15 protein-coding genes and 1 pseudogene are annotated in these 14,176 nt (G+C 64.4%); 7 read left to right on the top strand and 9 right to left on the bottom strand.

Going from position 1 to position 14,176, the window contains the following annotated elements; genetic code table 11:
- Positions 1 to 24: 24 nt before the first annotated feature.
- From P6U27_RS17370 to P6U27_RS17380, 3 genes are read left to right on the top strand one after another with little or no spacing between them, the layout of a single operon-like run.
- Positions 25 to 408, top strand: coding sequence for an Mth938-like domain-containing protein (locus P6U27_RS17370; protein WP_027576230.1), 384 nt, complete (start codon positions 25 to 27; stop codon positions 406 to 408).
- A complete protein-coding gene (locus P6U27_RS17375) occupies positions 405 to 1,268 on the top strand; it encodes a phytoene/squalene synthase family protein (protein WP_122403135.1) in 864 nt (287 codons plus the stop codon). The genes P6U27_RS17370 and P6U27_RS17375 overlap by 4 nt, the downstream gene beginning before the upstream one ends.
- Positions 1,269 to 1,313: 45 nt before the next feature.
- Positions 1,314 to 2,558: a threonine ammonia-lyase gene (locus P6U27_RS17380; RefSeq protein WP_122403136.1), complete on the top strand. Its 1,245-nt coding sequence runs from the start codon at positions 1,314 to 1,316 to the stop codon at positions 2,556 to 2,558.
- A gap of 25 nt (positions 2,559 to 2,583) precedes the next feature.
- Here the strand turns inward: P6U27_RS17380 and P6U27_RS17385 are convergent.
- Positions 2,584 to 4,139: pseudogene (locus P6U27_RS17385) on the bottom strand (winged helix-turn-helix domain-containing tetratricopeptide repeat protein).
- 112 nt (positions 4,140 to 4,251) lie between these two features.
- On the opposite strand from P6U27_RS17385, the gene P6U27_RS17390 reads away from it, so the two are divergent.
- The gene (locus P6U27_RS17390) at positions 4,252 to 4,713 is read left to right on the top strand and encodes a cupin domain-containing protein (RefSeq protein WP_122406657.1); all 462 of its coding nucleotides are present in this window, start codon (positions 4,252 to 4,254) and stop codon (positions 4,711 to 4,713) included.
- Between the two features lie 59 nt (positions 4,714 to 4,772).
- Here the strand turns inward: P6U27_RS17390 and P6U27_RS17395 are convergent, their stop codons facing one another.
- The 5 genes from P6U27_RS17395 to P6U27_RS17415 all read right to left on the bottom strand — a co-directional run bounded on the left by P6U27_RS17395 (position 4,773) and on the right by P6U27_RS17415 (position 9,508).
- Positions 4,773 to 5,951 carry an aminotransferase class V-fold PLP-dependent enzyme gene (locus P6U27_RS17395; protein WP_122403138.1) on the bottom strand — a complete coding sequence of 393 codons (1,179 nt, stop codon included), beginning with the start codon at positions 5,949 to 5,951 and terminating at the stop codon, positions 4,773 to 4,775.
- A 96-nt stretch (positions 5,952 to 6,047) separates the two neighbouring features.
- Complete coding sequence (locus P6U27_RS17400) at positions 6,048 to 6,626, bottom strand: CAP domain-containing protein (RefSeq protein ID WP_122406658.1); 579 nt, start codon at positions 6,624 to 6,626, stop codon at positions 6,048 to 6,050.
- A 74-nt stretch (positions 6,627 to 6,700) separates the two neighbouring features.
- Positions 6,701 to 7,795 carry an AMP-binding enzyme gene (locus P6U27_RS17405; RefSeq protein ID WP_122406659.1) on the bottom strand — a complete coding sequence of 365 codons (1,095 nt, stop codon included), beginning with the start codon at positions 7,793 to 7,795 and terminating at the stop codon, positions 6,701 to 6,703.
- A 7-nt stretch (positions 7,796 to 7,802) separates the two neighbouring features.
- Positions 7,803 to 9,230 (bottom strand): methylenetetrahydrofolate--tRNA-(uracil(54)-C(5))-methyltransferase (FADH(2)-oxidizing) TrmFO, encoded by a 1,428-nt coding sequence (gene trmFO, locus P6U27_RS17410; protein ID WP_407194323.1) that lies wholly within the window; start codon positions 9,228 to 9,230, stop codon positions 7,803 to 7,805.
- A gap of 125 nt (positions 9,231 to 9,355) precedes the next feature.
- Positions 9,356 to 9,508, bottom strand: coding sequence for a DUF1127 domain-containing protein (locus P6U27_RS17415; RefSeq protein ID WP_007590701.1), 153 nt, complete (start codon positions 9,506 to 9,508; stop codon positions 9,356 to 9,358).
- A gap of 670 nt (positions 9,509 to 10,178) precedes the next feature.
- On the opposite strand from P6U27_RS17415, the gene P6U27_RS17420 reads away from it, so the two are divergent.
- Positions 10,179 to 10,442, top strand: coding sequence for a hypothetical protein (locus P6U27_RS17420; protein ID WP_244608021.1), 264 nt, complete (start codon positions 10,179 to 10,181; stop codon positions 10,440 to 10,442).
- 74 nt (positions 10,443 to 10,516) lie between these two features.
- On the opposite strand, the gene P6U27_RS17425 is transcribed toward P6U27_RS17420, so the two are convergent.
- Both P6U27_RS17425 and P6U27_RS17430 read right to left on the bottom strand, forming a co-directional pair.
- Positions 10,517 to 11,341, bottom strand: a complete 825-nt coding sequence (locus tag P6U27_RS17425) for a lytic murein transglycosylase (RefSeq protein WP_122403141.1) — start codon at positions 11,339 to 11,341, stop codon at positions 10,517 to 10,519.
- A gap of 131 nt (positions 11,342 to 11,472) precedes the next feature.
- Positions 11,473 to 12,381 (bottom strand): DUF2189 domain-containing protein, encoded by a 909-nt coding sequence (locus P6U27_RS17430; RefSeq protein WP_407194324.1) that lies wholly within the window; start codon positions 12,379 to 12,381, stop codon positions 11,473 to 11,475.
- Positions 12,382 to 12,717: 336 nt separating this feature from the next.
- Between P6U27_RS17430 and P6U27_RS17435 the strand changes: the two genes are divergently transcribed.
- On the top strand, positions 12,718 to 13,116 hold the full coding sequence (locus P6U27_RS17435) for a DUF3597 domain-containing protein (RefSeq protein ID WP_122403142.1): 399 nt from the start codon (positions 12,718 to 12,720) through the stop codon (positions 13,114 to 13,116).
- Positions 13,117 to 13,167: 51 nt separating this feature from the next.
- On the opposite strand, the gene P6U27_RS17440 is transcribed toward P6U27_RS17435, so the two are convergent.
- Positions 13,168 to 13,443, bottom strand: a complete 276-nt coding sequence (locus P6U27_RS17440; RefSeq protein ID WP_122403143.1) for a GNAT family N-acetyltransferase — start codon at positions 13,441 to 13,443, stop codon at positions 13,168 to 13,170.
- Positions 13,444 to 13,872: 429 nt separating this feature from the next.
- Between P6U27_RS17440 and P6U27_RS17445 the strand changes: the two genes are divergently transcribed.
- Positions 13,873 to 14,157 carry an SPW repeat protein gene (locus P6U27_RS17445; RefSeq protein ID WP_312016221.1) on the top strand — a complete coding sequence of 95 codons (285 nt, stop codon included), beginning with the start codon at positions 13,873 to 13,875 and terminating at the stop codon, positions 14,155 to 14,157.
- Positions 14,158 to 14,176: the final 19 nt, after the last annotated feature.

Raw genomic sequence — 14,176 nt, forward strand, 5'->3', positions numbered from 1 at the left:
AGTAAGCCCATTCGGACGAAGCTCATGGCCGGCGATCCCAACGCTCCGCATTTCCCGCGCTCGGCGCCGATCGATGCCTATGGCAAGGGCGGCTTCGCCTTTGCCGGCATGTCGCATCGAGGATCGCTGCTGTGCCTGCCCGATGCGATCTGGGCCTGGGATGTGACGGACCCCCAGAAGATCGATCGCTACTCGCTGGATCGGGTGTTCGCAGCCGCCAACAGCATCGACACGCTGCTCGTCGGCACCGGAACCGGGCTCTGGCTGCCCCCGCCGGAGCTCCGCCAGGCGCTCAAGGCGGTGAGGGTGGTGTTGGACACGATGCAGACCGGCCCGGCCGTGCGCACCTACAACATCATGATCGGCGAACGGCGGCGCGTCGCAGCCGCGCTGATCGCCGTGCCATGAGCCGCGCTGCGCCGCCGCCCGACTCCGTTGCCTTCTGCGCCGATCTCGTGCGTAGCCATGACTTTCCGCGCTATGCCGCGACCCTGTTCGCGCCTGCCGCCGAGCGCCGCGCGTTGTTGGCGCTCTATGCCTTCAATGTCGAGATCGTGCGCGTCCGCGACCAGGTGAGCCAGCCATTGCCCGGCGAAATCCGCCTGCAATGGTGGACCGACATGCTGTCGGGCCATGTCCATGGCAGCGCTGAGGGCAATCCCGTGGCGGCCGAGCTGCTGCGCGCGATCCGCGATTTCGACCTGCCCGTCGAGCCGCTGTCGTTGCTTGCCGACGAGCACCAGTTCGATCTCTACAATGACCCGATGCCGACCATGGCCGCGCTGGAGGGGTATCTGGCGGCGACGTCATCGGCGCTGTTCGATCTCGCTGCCCGGATCATGGGACCACGATCGGAGGCGGTCGAGCATCTCGCTCGTCATGCCGGACTGGCGCAGGGCCTCGTGCAGGTCATAGCCAATTTGCCGCGCGATGCCGCGCACCGGCAGCTGTTCTTGCCGCAACAGGTGCTCGAGAGGCACAATTGCAGCATGCAGGATGTCTTCGCCGGCAAGGAGACACCCAGTCTCCACGCGGTGCTGGAGCAGCTTGCGGCTGAAGCCCGGCAGCATATGACGGCGTCGTCGTCGCTGCTGGCGCAGGTGGCGCCGTCCGTGCGGCCGGCGTTTCTACCGCTGAGCCAGGCGCAGGCCGATCTCAAGCGCCTCTCGCGTCCGGGACGAAACCCGTTTACGCTGCAGCCGTCGTCGCGGCTGCGCACGCTCTGGACACTGTGGCGCGCCTCGCGATCACGTGAATTTACCAAATAGAGGCTGGCTTATCGCCTGGGCCGGCGAAATGCTCTATGCTGTCCCATGGCTGACTTGTCCCAAACCACGTCCTCCGAAGTCAGCGGCCTTTCGGTCGCACCGGAAGACATTCGCGCTGCCGCCGAGACCATCCAGGGCGCCGTCGTCGAGACGCCCTGCAACTACAGCCGCACGCTGAGCAGCATCTGCGGCTGCGACATCTGGCTCAAATTCGAGAACCTCCAGTTCACCTCCTCGTTCAAGGAGCGCGGCGCTCTCAACCGGCTGACCGCGCTGACGCCGGAAGAGCGCGCGCGGGGCGTGATCGCAATGTCCGCGGGCAATCACGCGCAGGGCGTCGCCTACCACGCCAAGCGGATCGGCATTCCCGCCACCATCGTGATGCCTATCGGCACGCCGATGGTGAAGATCGAGAACACCAGGCATCACGGCGCCGAGGTGGTGGTCACGGGCGCGACGCTGGAAGAGGCGGCCGCCTTTGCGCGCAGCCATGGTGAAGCGCACGGCATGATCTTCGTCCATCCCTATGACGATCCGCTCGTGATCGCGGGGCAGGGCACGATCGGGCTGGAAATGCTCAAGGCGGTCCCGGAGCTCGATACGCTGGTCGTCCCGATCGGCGGCGGCGGGTTGATCAGCGGCATTGCCATTGCCGCGAAATCGATCAAACCGTCGCTGCGGATATTGGGCGTCGAGGCCTGGCTCTATCCCTCGATGTACAACGCCATCCATGACGGCAATCTGCCGGCGCGCGGCGATACGCTCGCCGAGGGCATTGCGGTGAAATCGCCGGGCAAGATCACCACCGAGATCGTCCGCCGCCTTGTCGACGACATTGCGCTCGTTAGCGAAGCGGAGCTTGAGCGCGCGGTCGCGACCCTGATCTCGATCGAGAAGACTGTTGTCGAGGGCGCCGGCGCCGCCGGCCTTGCCGCGCTGATGTCCGATCCGTCCCGCTTTGTCGGCCAGAAGGTCGGCCTGGTGCTGAGCGGAGGCAATATCGACACGCGGCTGATCGCCTCCGTCCTCACCCGCGAGCTGGCGCGCGAGGGGCGGTTGACGCAACTGTCGCTCGATATTCCCGATCGGCCCGGGCAGTTGGCCGCCGTGGCGGCGCTGCTGGCCGAGGCGGGTGCGAACATCATCGAGGTCTCGCATCAGCGGACCTTTTCCGACCTGCCGGCCAAGGCGACGCTGCTGCAGCTCGTCATCGAGACCCGTGATGCCGCCCATCTCGATGAGGTGATGGCCCGGCTCAGCGCATCCGGACTGAGCGCGCGCTGCGCTTGAGCGCAACGCGAGGCCGAGCCGAGCGCTACTCGGGAAGGCCCGCAACGCGGAGCGCGTCGCCCAGCGAGGAGGCCAGCGCCGGCGCGCAGTTGACGCCCTGAAATTGACGGCCGTAGCGGAAGGTCGGGTGTAGCTCCAGCACCCGCGCGGCCGCTGCCTTCGCCTCCTGCAATCGTCCCAGCTTTGCCAGCGCTGCGGCCAATTGCACATAGGTGATGCTGTGGGGCGAGGATTGGCCTGAACCGAGCGGTAAGCGGCGCGGCACGCTTCCTCATATCGGCCGCGGTGGAAGTGCCCGAGCGCCTGGGCGTCGAATGCGGCGAAAGCCCAGGAATCGAACGGGCTGAGCCGCAGGCCTTGCTCGCTCCATTCGATGGCGCGGTCGGAATCTCCGCCCCAGCCGAGCACGACACTTCCGAGAATGTAGGTCAGCGCCGATGATGGGCTGATGGCGAGCGCGGCCTCGAACGCGGTGAATGCCGCGGAGCGATCGTGCCCGTCCATGCCGACCGAAAAGCCCGCGAGCGTGAGCGCAAGTGCGTCGTCCTGGCCGTGGACGATGGCCGAGCGCGCGTGGCGGATCGAAGCCTCGCGATTGGCTTCCTGCAGACCGGCCCGGAGAAACAAGCAGTGATGGCACATTGCTGCATTGCCGTGCGCGAGCGCATACGCAGGCTCGAGCGCGATCGCACGCTCAAGCAACACGAGGGCCTGGGTGACCTGGGCGGGCATGCCGGAGTCAACGTCCGGCTGGGCGCGCAGGACGAGATCATAGGCATCCAGGCTGTCCGGCCGCTTGCGCTTGACCCTGTTGATCTCGGCACGCCGCAGGCTGGGCGCGATGGCACCGACGGTCGACAATGCAATGTCATCCTGGAGGGCGAAGACGTCTTCGGACCGGCGGTCAAATCGCTCGGCCCATACGTGCATTCCGCTCTCCGCATCGATCAACTGGCCGGTGATGCGGACCAGCGTGCCTGTCCTGCGGACGCTGCCTTCCAGGACGTAGCGTACACCAAGCTCGCGGCCGACCTGCTTCACGTCCACCGCACGGCCCTTGTAGGCGAATGTGGAATTCCGCGCGATCACGAACAGCCAGTTGATGCGTGACAACCCGGTGATGATGTCGTCGACCATTCCGTCGGCGAAATAATCCTGCTCCGCATCGCCGCTTAGGTTCGTGAAAGGCAGCACCGCGATCGACGGCCTGTCGGGCAGTGTCAGCGGCGGCGCTTGCGGCGCTGCCTGTGCGCGATCCGGATCGGACGTCGTCACGGTGGGGCCGACATAGCGATAGCCGCGGCGCGGCAACGTTTCGATCCAATGTGCATCGCCGGAGATGTCAGCCAGCGTGCGCCGCACCGCCGCGATCTGGACCGTCAGATTGCTGTCCTCAATGGCCTGGCCGGGCCAGGCCGCCTCGATCAAGGCATCTTTCGAAACTGGCGCGCCAGCCTGCCGGACGAGGAGGGCGAGGAGCAGCACGGCCCGCCGGCCGAGTCCCGTCGGCTCAGCCCCGTGGAACAGGATTCCCGCCTCGGCATCGAGCCGAAAGGGACCAAATTCAAGGATCGCGGCCATCGCCGAAGAAGGGCACATTTCGCAGGTTTTTTGCAACGTTTTCCGATCGGCTTCACCACTTTCGGGCTGGCCTGGATCACTATCGCGGCTGCAACAAGCGATGGAGGGGTACATGACCGTGAAACACGTGATCCGCAGGCCAGGCGAGTCCGAAGGGGTTGTGCTGCGCGGCAAACCCATGGGCTTCCTGGTGACCGGCGAGGACACCAGGCACACGAGTATGTTCGACTGGACGATTCCGGCCGGATTTGCCACCGGCCGGCACGTGCATCGTGTTCAGGAAGAGACCTTCTACATGCTCGAAGGCGAGTGTGAATGGCACGTTGGGGATGAGGTTGTCCGGGCAACCCCCGGGACCTTTCTCTTCATTCCTTCGGGCGTGGCTCACAACATCACCAACGTGAGCGAGAAGCCCGCGCGTGTGCTCATGACCGTCTCCCCGCCGGGACACGAGCATTATTTCGAGGAACTGGCCAAGTTGACGGCGAGTGGGCCGCCGGATGCGAGAGCCATCAGCGCCTTGCGCGCCCGCTTTGATACCGACCAACTCTCGGCATTGACGACAAGAGCTTGATGTCAGGGCGGCGCGATCGTGGCCGACGTCACGTCGGCCGGTCGCGCCGGCTCCTTTTGCTATCGTGACGTCAGGTCCGCCAGATGCGCGACCAGCCGATCGACCTCGGCCTCCGTGTTGTAATAATGCGGTGACGCCCGCACGAGATGCGGCAGCGAGCGAAGCTCAGCATCGATGCGCGTGCTCGACGGATCCGAAGCGCCGATCGTGATGCCGGCTGTAGCGGAACTTGCGACAATGTCGTCCGCCCCGTGCCCGGCCATCGTGAAGCTGACGATCGCACCCGGCGAACGCCCAAGGTCGCGAATGGTGATGCCGGGAAGGGCCGCAAGGCCGCGGCGCAGGCGGCCCGCGAGCAGCCGGCAGCGCTCCTCGATGGCATCCATGCCGATGTCCAGCGCATAATCGATGGCAGCGCCGAGCCCAAGCCGGGCCGCGTAATTGTTCTCCCAGGTCTCGAAACGGCGCGCATCGTCGCGGAGCCGATATTCATCGCGCGAGACCCAGGGCGCTGCGAAATGGTCGATCATCGGCGGTTCGAGCCGTTGCAGCAGCGCACGGCGGACGTAGAGAAAGCCCGTGCCGCGCGGGCCGCGCAGGAATTTGCGCCCCGTCGCCGACAGCATGTCACAGCCGACGGCTTCGACGTCGACCGCCATCTGTCCGACCGCCTGGCATGCGTCGAGCAGATAGGGAATGCCGTGCGCCCGCGCGATCTTGCCGATTGCCGCGGCGGGATTGACCAGCCCGCCATTGGTCGGCACCCAGGTGATGGCGATCAGCTTCACGCGCTCGTCGATCATGCGTTCGAGCGCGTGCACGTCGAGCTCGCCGCTGGAATCGCTCGGCACGACGTCGATCGTCACGCCGGTTCGTTTCGCGGCCTGAAGAAAGGCGACATAGTTGGCGGCGTATTCCGCCTCGGCGGTCAGGATGCGGTCGCCCTCGCGGAACGGCAGCGCGTAGAACGCCATCTGCCAGGCAACGGTCGCGTTCTCGACAAGTGCGATCTCATCGGGGGCGGCATTGAGCAGGCGCGCGACCGAGCCGTAGATCGCGTCGAGCCGATCGGATTCACGGTCGGCAGCGGCATAACCGCCGATATCGCTTTCGAGATCGATATGCTGCTTCATCGCCGCGACAACGGGCGCCGGCATCAGGGCCGCACCGGCATTATGCAGGTATACGAGCCGCGAGGCGGCCGGTGTCTCAGCACGTATCCGCTCGATGTCGATCACTTGCGCCTCCGCCTCCTGGACGTTCGTGCATGAACTGGACGTTCGTGCATGAATTTGACACGTCGAAGACTGCGAGCAAGACGGCCCGGTCTCGTTTCAGATGCAGAGGCTGAGCAGCTTGATGTGGCAGTTGCTGGATTTGGGCTTGCTTGCCGGAGCAGCCTCGCGCTTCACGGCAACCAGCGGCTCCTTGTCCTTCTTGCCTTTACCCTTGCCCTTCGGCTCGTAGTCGCCGGCGATTACCATGGCCCAATAGGTGCGCTTGCCGCTGGCATTCTTGGCGCTCGCAAGGCCGACGCGAGAGGCGTTGTGCAGCAACAGGTTCTTGCGGTGCCCGGACGAGTCGATCCACTGACCCAACGTCTTCTCGAAACTGTCATACCCGTAGGCGATGTTCTCGGCGGCGCGCCCCGCGCCCGCCGGTGCGACACGGCGGTTGAACGGACCGAGTGCGTCGTGGCTCAGGTCATCCTTCGCCGCCATCGCGCGGGCCTGATCCATGGCAATGCGGTCGAGCGTGGCATCGCGGACGACGCGGATCTCGCCATGCTTGAGACGGAAGCTCGAGATCAACTCGGCCGGCGAGTCGGCCATCGCGGGCGTGCCTGCCAGCAACAGAAGGCCAGCGATCATCCCGCCAACCACACGATGTATTATCGCTCCCCGAGCGCCCATGATCTTTCCCAACCCAGCCTTGTCCGTACGCTTCTCCATCGCCAATGTGGACGCTTCAAGGCGCAGACCCCGCGCTAGCTCGTCGGCAGGTTCGCCTCGAAATTGAAGCGGTCGCGAAGGTTCTTGCGCTGCTCCAGGATGTCCTTGAGGAAGGCCCGGTCCTGCTCGTTCGTCATCATCGGCTCGATCAGGTCGAGCTGGTTCATGGCGACGAGTTGCAGGACCTCGGTGCGCGGCTTGCCGCTGGTGTTGCGTGGCAGGGCGTGCACGACCTGGATGTGCTCGGGTGGCTTCGGTCCGTTGGCGGCGGCAAGCTCGCTGCGGAGCTGGCCTTCGAGCGCGGCCTGATCGGCTTCGACGAAGGCATAGAGCCCGACGCCGGAGCGCCGGTCGGCAAAGGCGACGATGGCGGCGTCGCGCACGGCAGGATTCCGCAGGATCAGTTCGGCCAGGACCGGCGCGTCGTTGACGAGCCTGCGGCCGCCACCCTCGCGGTCGGTGAAATTGAACAGGCCGCGGGTGACGGCGCGATAGACCTTCTTGCCGGTGGCAAGCCACAGGCTCGCGGCGAACGACTTCTTCGCCAGTATCTTTCGCTCCCGCGGCGTCAGCGCCTCCGGCGCGTAGGAGCGCTTGTGCTTGAGCAGATGCCGCAGGTCTTCATAGGCGAGGATGCGATAGAGCCGGCCGCGGCGGTTAAAGCAAGCTGCAAGCTGGAAGTCGGTCACATAGGCCCTGCCGTCGCGGCCGACCAGCCAGTTCTGCTCCTTGGCGAGATCGTTGTGGCAGATGCCGGCGCGGCGCAGCCGGCGCAGCACGGCTTTGGCCGAGCGGAAATAGGTGAGATCGCCATGCGGCTTGGCCAGATGCAGTGCGACGCCGTCGACGAAGCCGCGCACCAGAGCGCGGCGTCCGGCCCACAGCAGCTCCGGACCGGCGTTGAGGCCTTTGGCGCGCAGCAGCGCATGCTTCTCGCGGGCGAACAGATGGCGTGCCAGCAGGAACGACCACCATGGCACCTCATCGAGCCGGCGCAGCACCGCGTCGATCTCGCCGCTTTCGCTGCGGAAGCGGCCGCGCTCGACGGTCGAGAACACGTCTCGCTTGAGCAGCACACCTTCGGTCCAGCGCGGCGACAGCACTGCGGCGTCGTCTTTGGGGAGGCTCATCGAAAGCTCACGCGGCGGCGGCAATGCGCAGGTGGTCGGCGATCCAGCGATCGAGATCGGCGAGCGCTCGTGCGCTCAGCGCCTGCTTCTTGGCCACCGTCTTCTCGCTGCCGCGCAGCCGCGTGCCGTCGGGCTTCTTCGCCGGCACCGTCGCGAGCGGCGGGAACAGGCCGAAATTGATGTTCATCGGCTGGAACGAGCGCGTGCCCGGCTCGATGGTCTCGATATGGCCGCCGGTGATGTGGCCGAGCAGCGATCCGAGCGCCGTCGTAGCCGGCGGACTGACAAGCGTCTCACCGCGCGCGTCCGCTGCTGCGTAGAGACCGGCGATCAAGCCGACGCTGGCGGACTCCACATAGCCCTCGCAGCCCGTCATCTGCCCGGCGAAGCGCAGCCGCGGCTGCGCGCGCAGGCGCAACTGGCCATCGAGCAGCTTTGGCGAATTCAGGAAGGTGTTGCGATGCAGGCCGCCGAGACGGGCGAACTCCGCCTTCTCCAGTCCGGGAATGGTGCGGAAGATGCGCTGCTGCTCGCCGTATTTCAGCTTCGTCTGGAAGCCGACGATGTTGTAGAGCGTGCCGAGCTTGTTGTCCTGGCGCAGCTGCACGACCGCGTAGGGTTTCGTCGTGGGATCGTGCGGATTGGTGAGGCCGACCGGCTTCATGGGACCGTGGCGCAGCGTCTCGGGGCCGCGCTCCGCCATCACCTCGATCGGCAGGCAGCCGTCGAAATAGGGGGTATTGGTTTCCCATTCCTTGAACTCGGTCTTCTCGCCGGCGATCAGCGCGGCGACGAAGCCGTCATACTGCTCCTTGGTCATCGGGCAGTTGATGTAGTCGGCGCCGTTGCCGCCGGGGCCGACCTTGTCGTAGCGCGACTGGAACCAGGCCACTGACATATCGATGGACTCGCGATGAACGATCGGTGCGATCGCATCGAAGAAGGCCAACGCATACTCGTCGGTCAATTCGCGGATGGCGTCAGCCAGCGGCGCGGAGGTGAGGGGACCGGTTGCAACGATCACGTTGCTCCAGTCGGCCGGCGGCAGGCCAGCGACCTCGCCACGTGCGATCTCGATCAGGGGATGGTCATTCAGTGCCTCGGTCACGGCCGCCGAGAAGCCGTCGCGATCGACCGCAAGCGCGCCGCCGGCGGGCACCTGGTTGGCGTCCGCCGCGCGCATGATCAACGAGTCGAGCCGGCGCATCTCCGCATGAAGCAAGCCGACAGCGTTGCTGGCAGCATCGTCCGAGCGGAACGAATTGGAGCAGACGAGTTCGGCGAGTCCGTCGGTGCGGTGCGCCTCGGTCATGCGGTCCGGCCGCATCTCGTGCAGCACTACGGGCACACCGGCTTTGGCGACCTGCCAGGCGGCTTCGGAGCCGGCAAGGCCCGCGCCGATCACGTGCACACTACTGGAATGAGGTCCTGTCATGGGCGGACAGGTAGCGCTTTTCGGCGGAGAGTGGAATCGCCGAGATCGAGTTTTCTGCCACCAGATACGACAACGCCCGCACAAGGCGGGCGCTATCGGTCCGTCCGGTGGAGGGCTGAACGGTATCAGCCCTGATACTGACCGGCGGCAACGCGCGGGATGTCCGAGCGATCGAGGCCGATATCGGCCAGTTCGCGATCGCTGAGTTGGGACAGCTCGGCAACATTGCGCTGATAGTCCCGGAAGGCCTGGATCATGCGGATGAGCGAGAGCAGCATTGGTAGTCTCCTGTAGTTCGATTCAGCGTTTGCCTTTAGGCCTCATCGTTGAAATGAATATAGGTGAGTGTGGTGCACTGCGAAAGTTCCGATGTTGCGATGCAGCTAGGCGCTAGGTGCATAGCGTCGGCAAGAAATGATTAACCTCTCGGCAGTGTCGCTCATGAGTTCGGCGGATCATGTCGTGCGTTGCAATATAATGCATGTAAATCAATTGCTTATTTCACACATCTCGGCTCCGAAAAACCTTGAGATAAGTTGCTCCCTCTTGATCTGCAACACGATGGGTCAGCTTGTAAGCCCAAGTTTCTCATGCGCGAATCGCATGAACTCATGAAATGAACAAAGATTCTATTGTTCCTGAGGTGGAGTCCGAAATGGCTAGATTAATGGCGAGCCTGGAACTGCGAGCCAAGGCGGATGCGCTGGCCTCTTCGGACTGAGACTGACCGCCCCTTTGATGCGGTGCACACGTCAAGCGGGTGCTCCGATTACGAAGTTGTAATGAAAATCAGAAGTTTCGCATGCGGCTCTGCGCGGCTCGCAACATCACGCAATTCTCGCGGGGAATTTATTGCGGCAAGTTGCCGCAAGCAGAGGAAAGTCATTCTTGCAGATTCCGGCAATGTCGCTGGTTCTGGCCCAAGAACAAGAGAAGGAAAGTAACATCATGAAGAAGTTACTCGGGGTTATCGCAATTGCTGCCGCCGCATTCGCGGTCGCGCCGTCCCACGCCGCCAAGCACGCCATGGGCGGTTGCAGCGGGGCCAATCTGGAGAAGACGGAGACTGCGATCGAGAACATGGCCGACGGCGACAGCAAGTTCGTCGCCCAGAAGGAAATCGCGGCGGCGCAGGACGCGCTGCTCAACGGCAAAATGGCCGCATGCGGCGCGCATCTGAACAAGGCGATGCAGGCGACCACGGGCAAATAGGGACGTCCGGAAGCCAAGGCACCGAGAGAAGGCCGGTCGCCGTGCGATCGGCCTTACTCATCTTGTCCGAGGCATCAGGGGGCGTGAGCGAGCTGGGTTGCGAAATAGGCGACGGTCTTGGAATAGACCTCGCTCTTGTTCCACTGCTGTAGCACCGCAAAATTCGGACTGCCTGGCTGCCAATCCTTGCCTCGCTGCCAGCCATAGCTTGCGAGATAATTGGCGGTGGAGGCGAGCACGTCAGGCGCGTTATGCAGGAGATCACGCTTGCCATTGCCGTCGAAATCGACGGCGTATTTCATCCAGGACGACGGCATGAACTGGGTTTGGCCGAGCTCGCCGGCCCAGGCGCCTTTCATGTCGGCAGGTGCAAGATCGCCGCGCTGGATGATGCGCAGCGCATCCATCAGCTCGGCGCGAAACTGCTCCGAGCGACGGCAGTCATAGGCAAGCGTTGCCAGCGAGCGGATCGTTGCGAACTTGCCGGTGTTGACGCCGAAATCGGTCTCCAGACCCCAGATCGCAACCAAGACCTCGCCGGGCACGCCGTAGGCCTGCTCGATGCGCGACAGCACGGATCCGTATTGCTTCATCATGTTGGAGCCGCGCTGCACGCGTGGCGGCACCATGCGGCCGGAAAACTCCTCGAAGGTCTGGCTGAAGACCTTTTGCGAGCGGTCGCGGTTGAGCACGCTCTGATCGAGCGTCACGCCGGCAAGCCCGCTAGCGATGGCCTGCTGCGAGATGCCTTTTGCCGCAGCGTCGGTTTTGAAATCCGCAAGCCAGGCGTCGAAATTGCCCGAGCCGCAGGCAACCGCGGCGAGCGCTGGCTGGGCGGACAGGATTGAAACGGAGAGGGCGAAGGCTGCGAGAGCGAGACGAGAAATCGTCGGGGGCATTCGGGTAAATGAATTCCGTGGAGCGATCTGACCGGCGGGGCGCAATCTCGGCCGGAACCGCGGCCAAAGCAAGGCGCGCGACAGGGCGCGATCCTGCCCGAGCCGAGGCAGGATCGCATGTCACGATGTCGTCAGGCGTCGGTCCGGTTTCGCCAAGGGAAGAGGTTGGCCGGGAAGTCGGCGGCCGGCTTGCGCGGACGATGCGGCGGGGGCGGCACCGGACGTGCCCCAGGCTCCGACACGATCACCTTGCGGTAGAGGTGCCACGTGGCGTGCCCGAGCAGGGGGATCACCACGGCGAGGCCGAGGAAGGCCGGTATCGTGCCGAGCGCGAGCAGCACCGCCACGACCAGGCCCCAGGCCGCCATCGGTACCGGGTTTCTTCCGACAACGCGCAGCGAAGTCACCATCGACTCGAACGCGCCGGCATGACGGTCGAGCATCAAGGGAAACGACACCACGCTGATGCAAAGCGCGGCGAGCGCGAACAGGAAGCCGTTGCCGCAGCCGACCACGATCAGCCACCAGCCTTGCTGCGTCGTCAGCACGCGCGTCGCGAAATCCGAGAAACCGGTGACGCCCTCGTACCCGAACGCCGCGACATAGATCGCCTGCGCGGTCGCAACCCAAGTGACAAACAGGGCGAGCAGCACCGTACCGAGGCCGAGCATCGCACCGAACGAGGGCGAACGCGGTACCTCCATGGCATCCCAGGCGCTGGCCGGTTCATAGCGCTCGCGCCGGCTTGAGAGCTCGTAGAGTCCGAGCGCCGCGAAGGGCCCGATCAGCGCGAAGCCGGCAGCCAGCGGAAACAACAGCGGCAGCACCGAATAGCCCATCACCACGCGGGCGAGCACGAGGCCAAGCACCGGGTAGATCACGCAGAGGATAATGGCGTGGCTCGGAACGGCCTTGAAGTCTTCCCAACCGCGCCTGAGCGCGTCGTGCAGATCGGACAATTTGATGGTTCGGATCACTGGCCCAGCCGCATCCGAGCGCTGGGCCATCGTGGGGACATTGCCTTGGTAGAGTGTGGCCATGGTCGCTAGCTCCCTTGCCAGGCAGCCGAGCCCGGCGCCAGCAAACGGCGCAAGCGGCCGCCATTCTCTGAAATCTCGCAATCCCGACCAGATGCGAACTCCGGATGACATCGCGAGCTGAACGACAACCATACTCCCAAGTCCGAGTCCTGTCCCTCGCGCTCGGGTGAAATTCAATGCCGCGGCGCAACCACGACGATGTCATTCTGTCGTCATTTCGCCGCAGATAAGCTGATGCTGCTGGTCGTTCGCGGAGCTTCGCGGGCGCGACGCAGTAACTTCGTCTATAAGTGCCACTCAAGGCCCTTCCAACGGATTCCTTTTCGGGGAGCAGACATGAGCATTTTCGGGAAAATCATGAGCGCGATCTTCGGCAGCCAGCCGGTCTCCGCCGCCCCCGCCGGTGGCGCGGCTTCGCCCAGCGCGCCCGCAGGGACGCCGGGCGCTTCGGCGCCGGCCACAGCGCCCATGGCCGCGGTCGACGTGGCGGCGATCGTCGACAAGGCAGCGGCCGCGCATAAGGGCGAGAAGCTGGAATGGCGTACCTCGATCGTCGACCTCATGAAGGCGCTCGACATCGATTCCAGCCTCGCTGCGCGCAAGGATCTCGCCAAGGAGCTGGGCTACAGCGGCGATATGAACGACTCGGCCAGCATGAACGTCTGGCTGCACAAGCAGGTAATGTCCAAGCTCGCCGCCAATGGCGGCAAGCTGCCGCCGGAGATCAAGCACTGATCCGCCTGGGTCGCGAAAAAGGGGCTGCCATCTCGCGGACCCCCTTCGCTTTCAGGCGATCAGATCCGCATCCTCCGGATGCCTGTCGAGATAGTCGACGACGAAGCCGCAGCCGGCGATCACCTTCCTGCCGTCGCGCCGGATCAGGTCCAGCGCGCCCCTGACCAGCTCGGAGCCGATGCCGCGGCCGCGCAGCGCGCGCGGCGTCTCGGTGTGGGTAATGATCACGGCCGACGGCGTCAGCCGGTAGTTGGCGAAGGCGATGTCGCTGCCGACATCGAGCTCGAAGCGGCTCCTGTCCTTGTTGTCGCGTACCGAAGCCGCCATGCGGGATCCTCCGAAATGCCGATTGTCTCCTGATCTAGGAGGCCGACGCCATCCTTGCCAAGTGAGATCAAGGGAGATTGGCGCAGAGGAGGTATATGCAAACGCGCACTGCCGCGACCGCAGTGCAGTATGGATATCGCGCTTTGCGAGCATGGTGCGGCGAGCGCAAATAATCCTCGGTACCGCTCTTGCAAGCCGGACCTCGGTTCCCACGTCCTGCGGAGGACATACGCCCGAATGCGGCCGGCAGGGTCGCTAGACATTCGGAGTGTCATGATCGCCAGCCGCAGACGTATGCCTCTTGTGTAGGAGGGTACGATGTCGGACTCTGGTTTCTTTGATACTCATCGAACATGGGAAGACTGGTGCGGGATGCTGCTTGGGGCGGTCATCGTGGCTTCGCCATGGTTTCCCATCCAGGATCAACCGATGACCGGACATGAGATGGTCATCCTGAACGCGGTCGCGGTCGGTCTGGTCGTGTTTGGCCTCAGCCAGCTCGAATATGTCGCGTTGCAGCGCTGGCAAGAGGTGACGACGATCCTGGTCGGACTTTGGCTCATCGCCTCGCCTTATGCGCTCGGCTATTCCGGTGAGGGCTTTCTCCGCATCTATCACACGAGCCTCGGTGCGGTGGTGGTGCTGCTCGGCATACTCCAGCTGTGGCAGGACTGGGATCTGACCGACCAGGATATGCTCAAGCATGGACAATAGGCCGTAGATATCGGCAGGC

Source organism: Bradyrhizobium sp. STM 3566, assembly GCF_045571445.1.
GTDB lineage: Bacteria > Pseudomonadota > Alphaproteobacteria > Rhizobiales > Xanthobacteraceae > Bradyrhizobium > Bradyrhizobium vignae.

Bases quoted from the DNA above. Each gene is read 5' to 3' on its own strand.
- P6U27_RS17370 (WP_027576230.1), top strand. From the start codon at position 25: ATGGCCGGCGATCCCAACGCTCCGCATTTCCCGCGCTCGGCGCCGATC.
- P6U27_RS17375 (WP_122403135.1), top strand. From the start codon at position 405: ATGAGCCGCGCTGCGCCGCCGCCCGACTCCGTTGCCTTCTGCGCCGAT.
- P6U27_RS17380 (WP_122403136.1), top strand. From the start codon at position 1,314: ATGGCTGACTTGTCCCAAACCACGTCCTCCGAAGTCAGCGGCCTTTCG.
- P6U27_RS17390 (WP_122406657.1), top strand. From the start codon at position 4,252: ATGACCGTGAAACACGTGATCCGCAGGCCAGGCGAGTCCGAAGGGGTT.
- P6U27_RS17400 (WP_122406658.1), bottom strand. From the start codon at position 6,626: ATGGGCGCTCGGGGAGCGATAATACATCGTGTGGTTGGCGGGATGATC.
- P6U27_RS17405 (WP_122406659.1), bottom strand. From the start codon at position 7,795: ATGAGCCTCCCCAAAGACGACGCCGCAGTGCTGTCGCCGCGCTGGACC.
- trmFO (WP_407194323.1), bottom strand. From the start codon at position 9,230: ATGACAGGACCTCATTCCAGTAGTGTGCACGTGATCGGCGCGGGCCTT.
- P6U27_RS17415 (WP_007590701.1), bottom strand. From the start codon at position 9,508: ATGCTGCTCTCGCTCATCCGCATGATCCAGGCCTTCCGGGACTATCAG.
- P6U27_RS17420 (WP_244608021.1), top strand. From the start codon at position 10,179: ATGAAGAAGTTACTCGGGGTTATCGCAATTGCTGCCGCCGCATTCGCG.
- P6U27_RS17425 (WP_122403141.1), bottom strand. From the start codon at position 11,341: ATGCCCCCGACGATTTCTCGTCTCGCTCTCGCAGCCTTCGCCCTCTCC.
- P6U27_RS17430 (WP_407194324.1), bottom strand. From the start codon at position 12,381: ATGGCCACACTCTACCAAGGCAATGTCCCCACGATGGCCCAGCGCTCG.
- P6U27_RS17435 (WP_122403142.1), top strand. From the start codon at position 12,718: ATGAGCATTTTCGGGAAAATCATGAGCGCGATCTTCGGCAGCCAGCCG.
- P6U27_RS17440 (WP_122403143.1), bottom strand. From the start codon at position 13,443: ATGGCGGCTTCGGTACGCGACAACAAGGACAGGAGCCGCTTCGAGCTC.
- P6U27_RS17445 (WP_312016221.1), top strand. From the start codon at position 13,873: ATGACCGGACATGAGATGGTCATCCTGAACGCGGTCGCGGTCGGTCTG.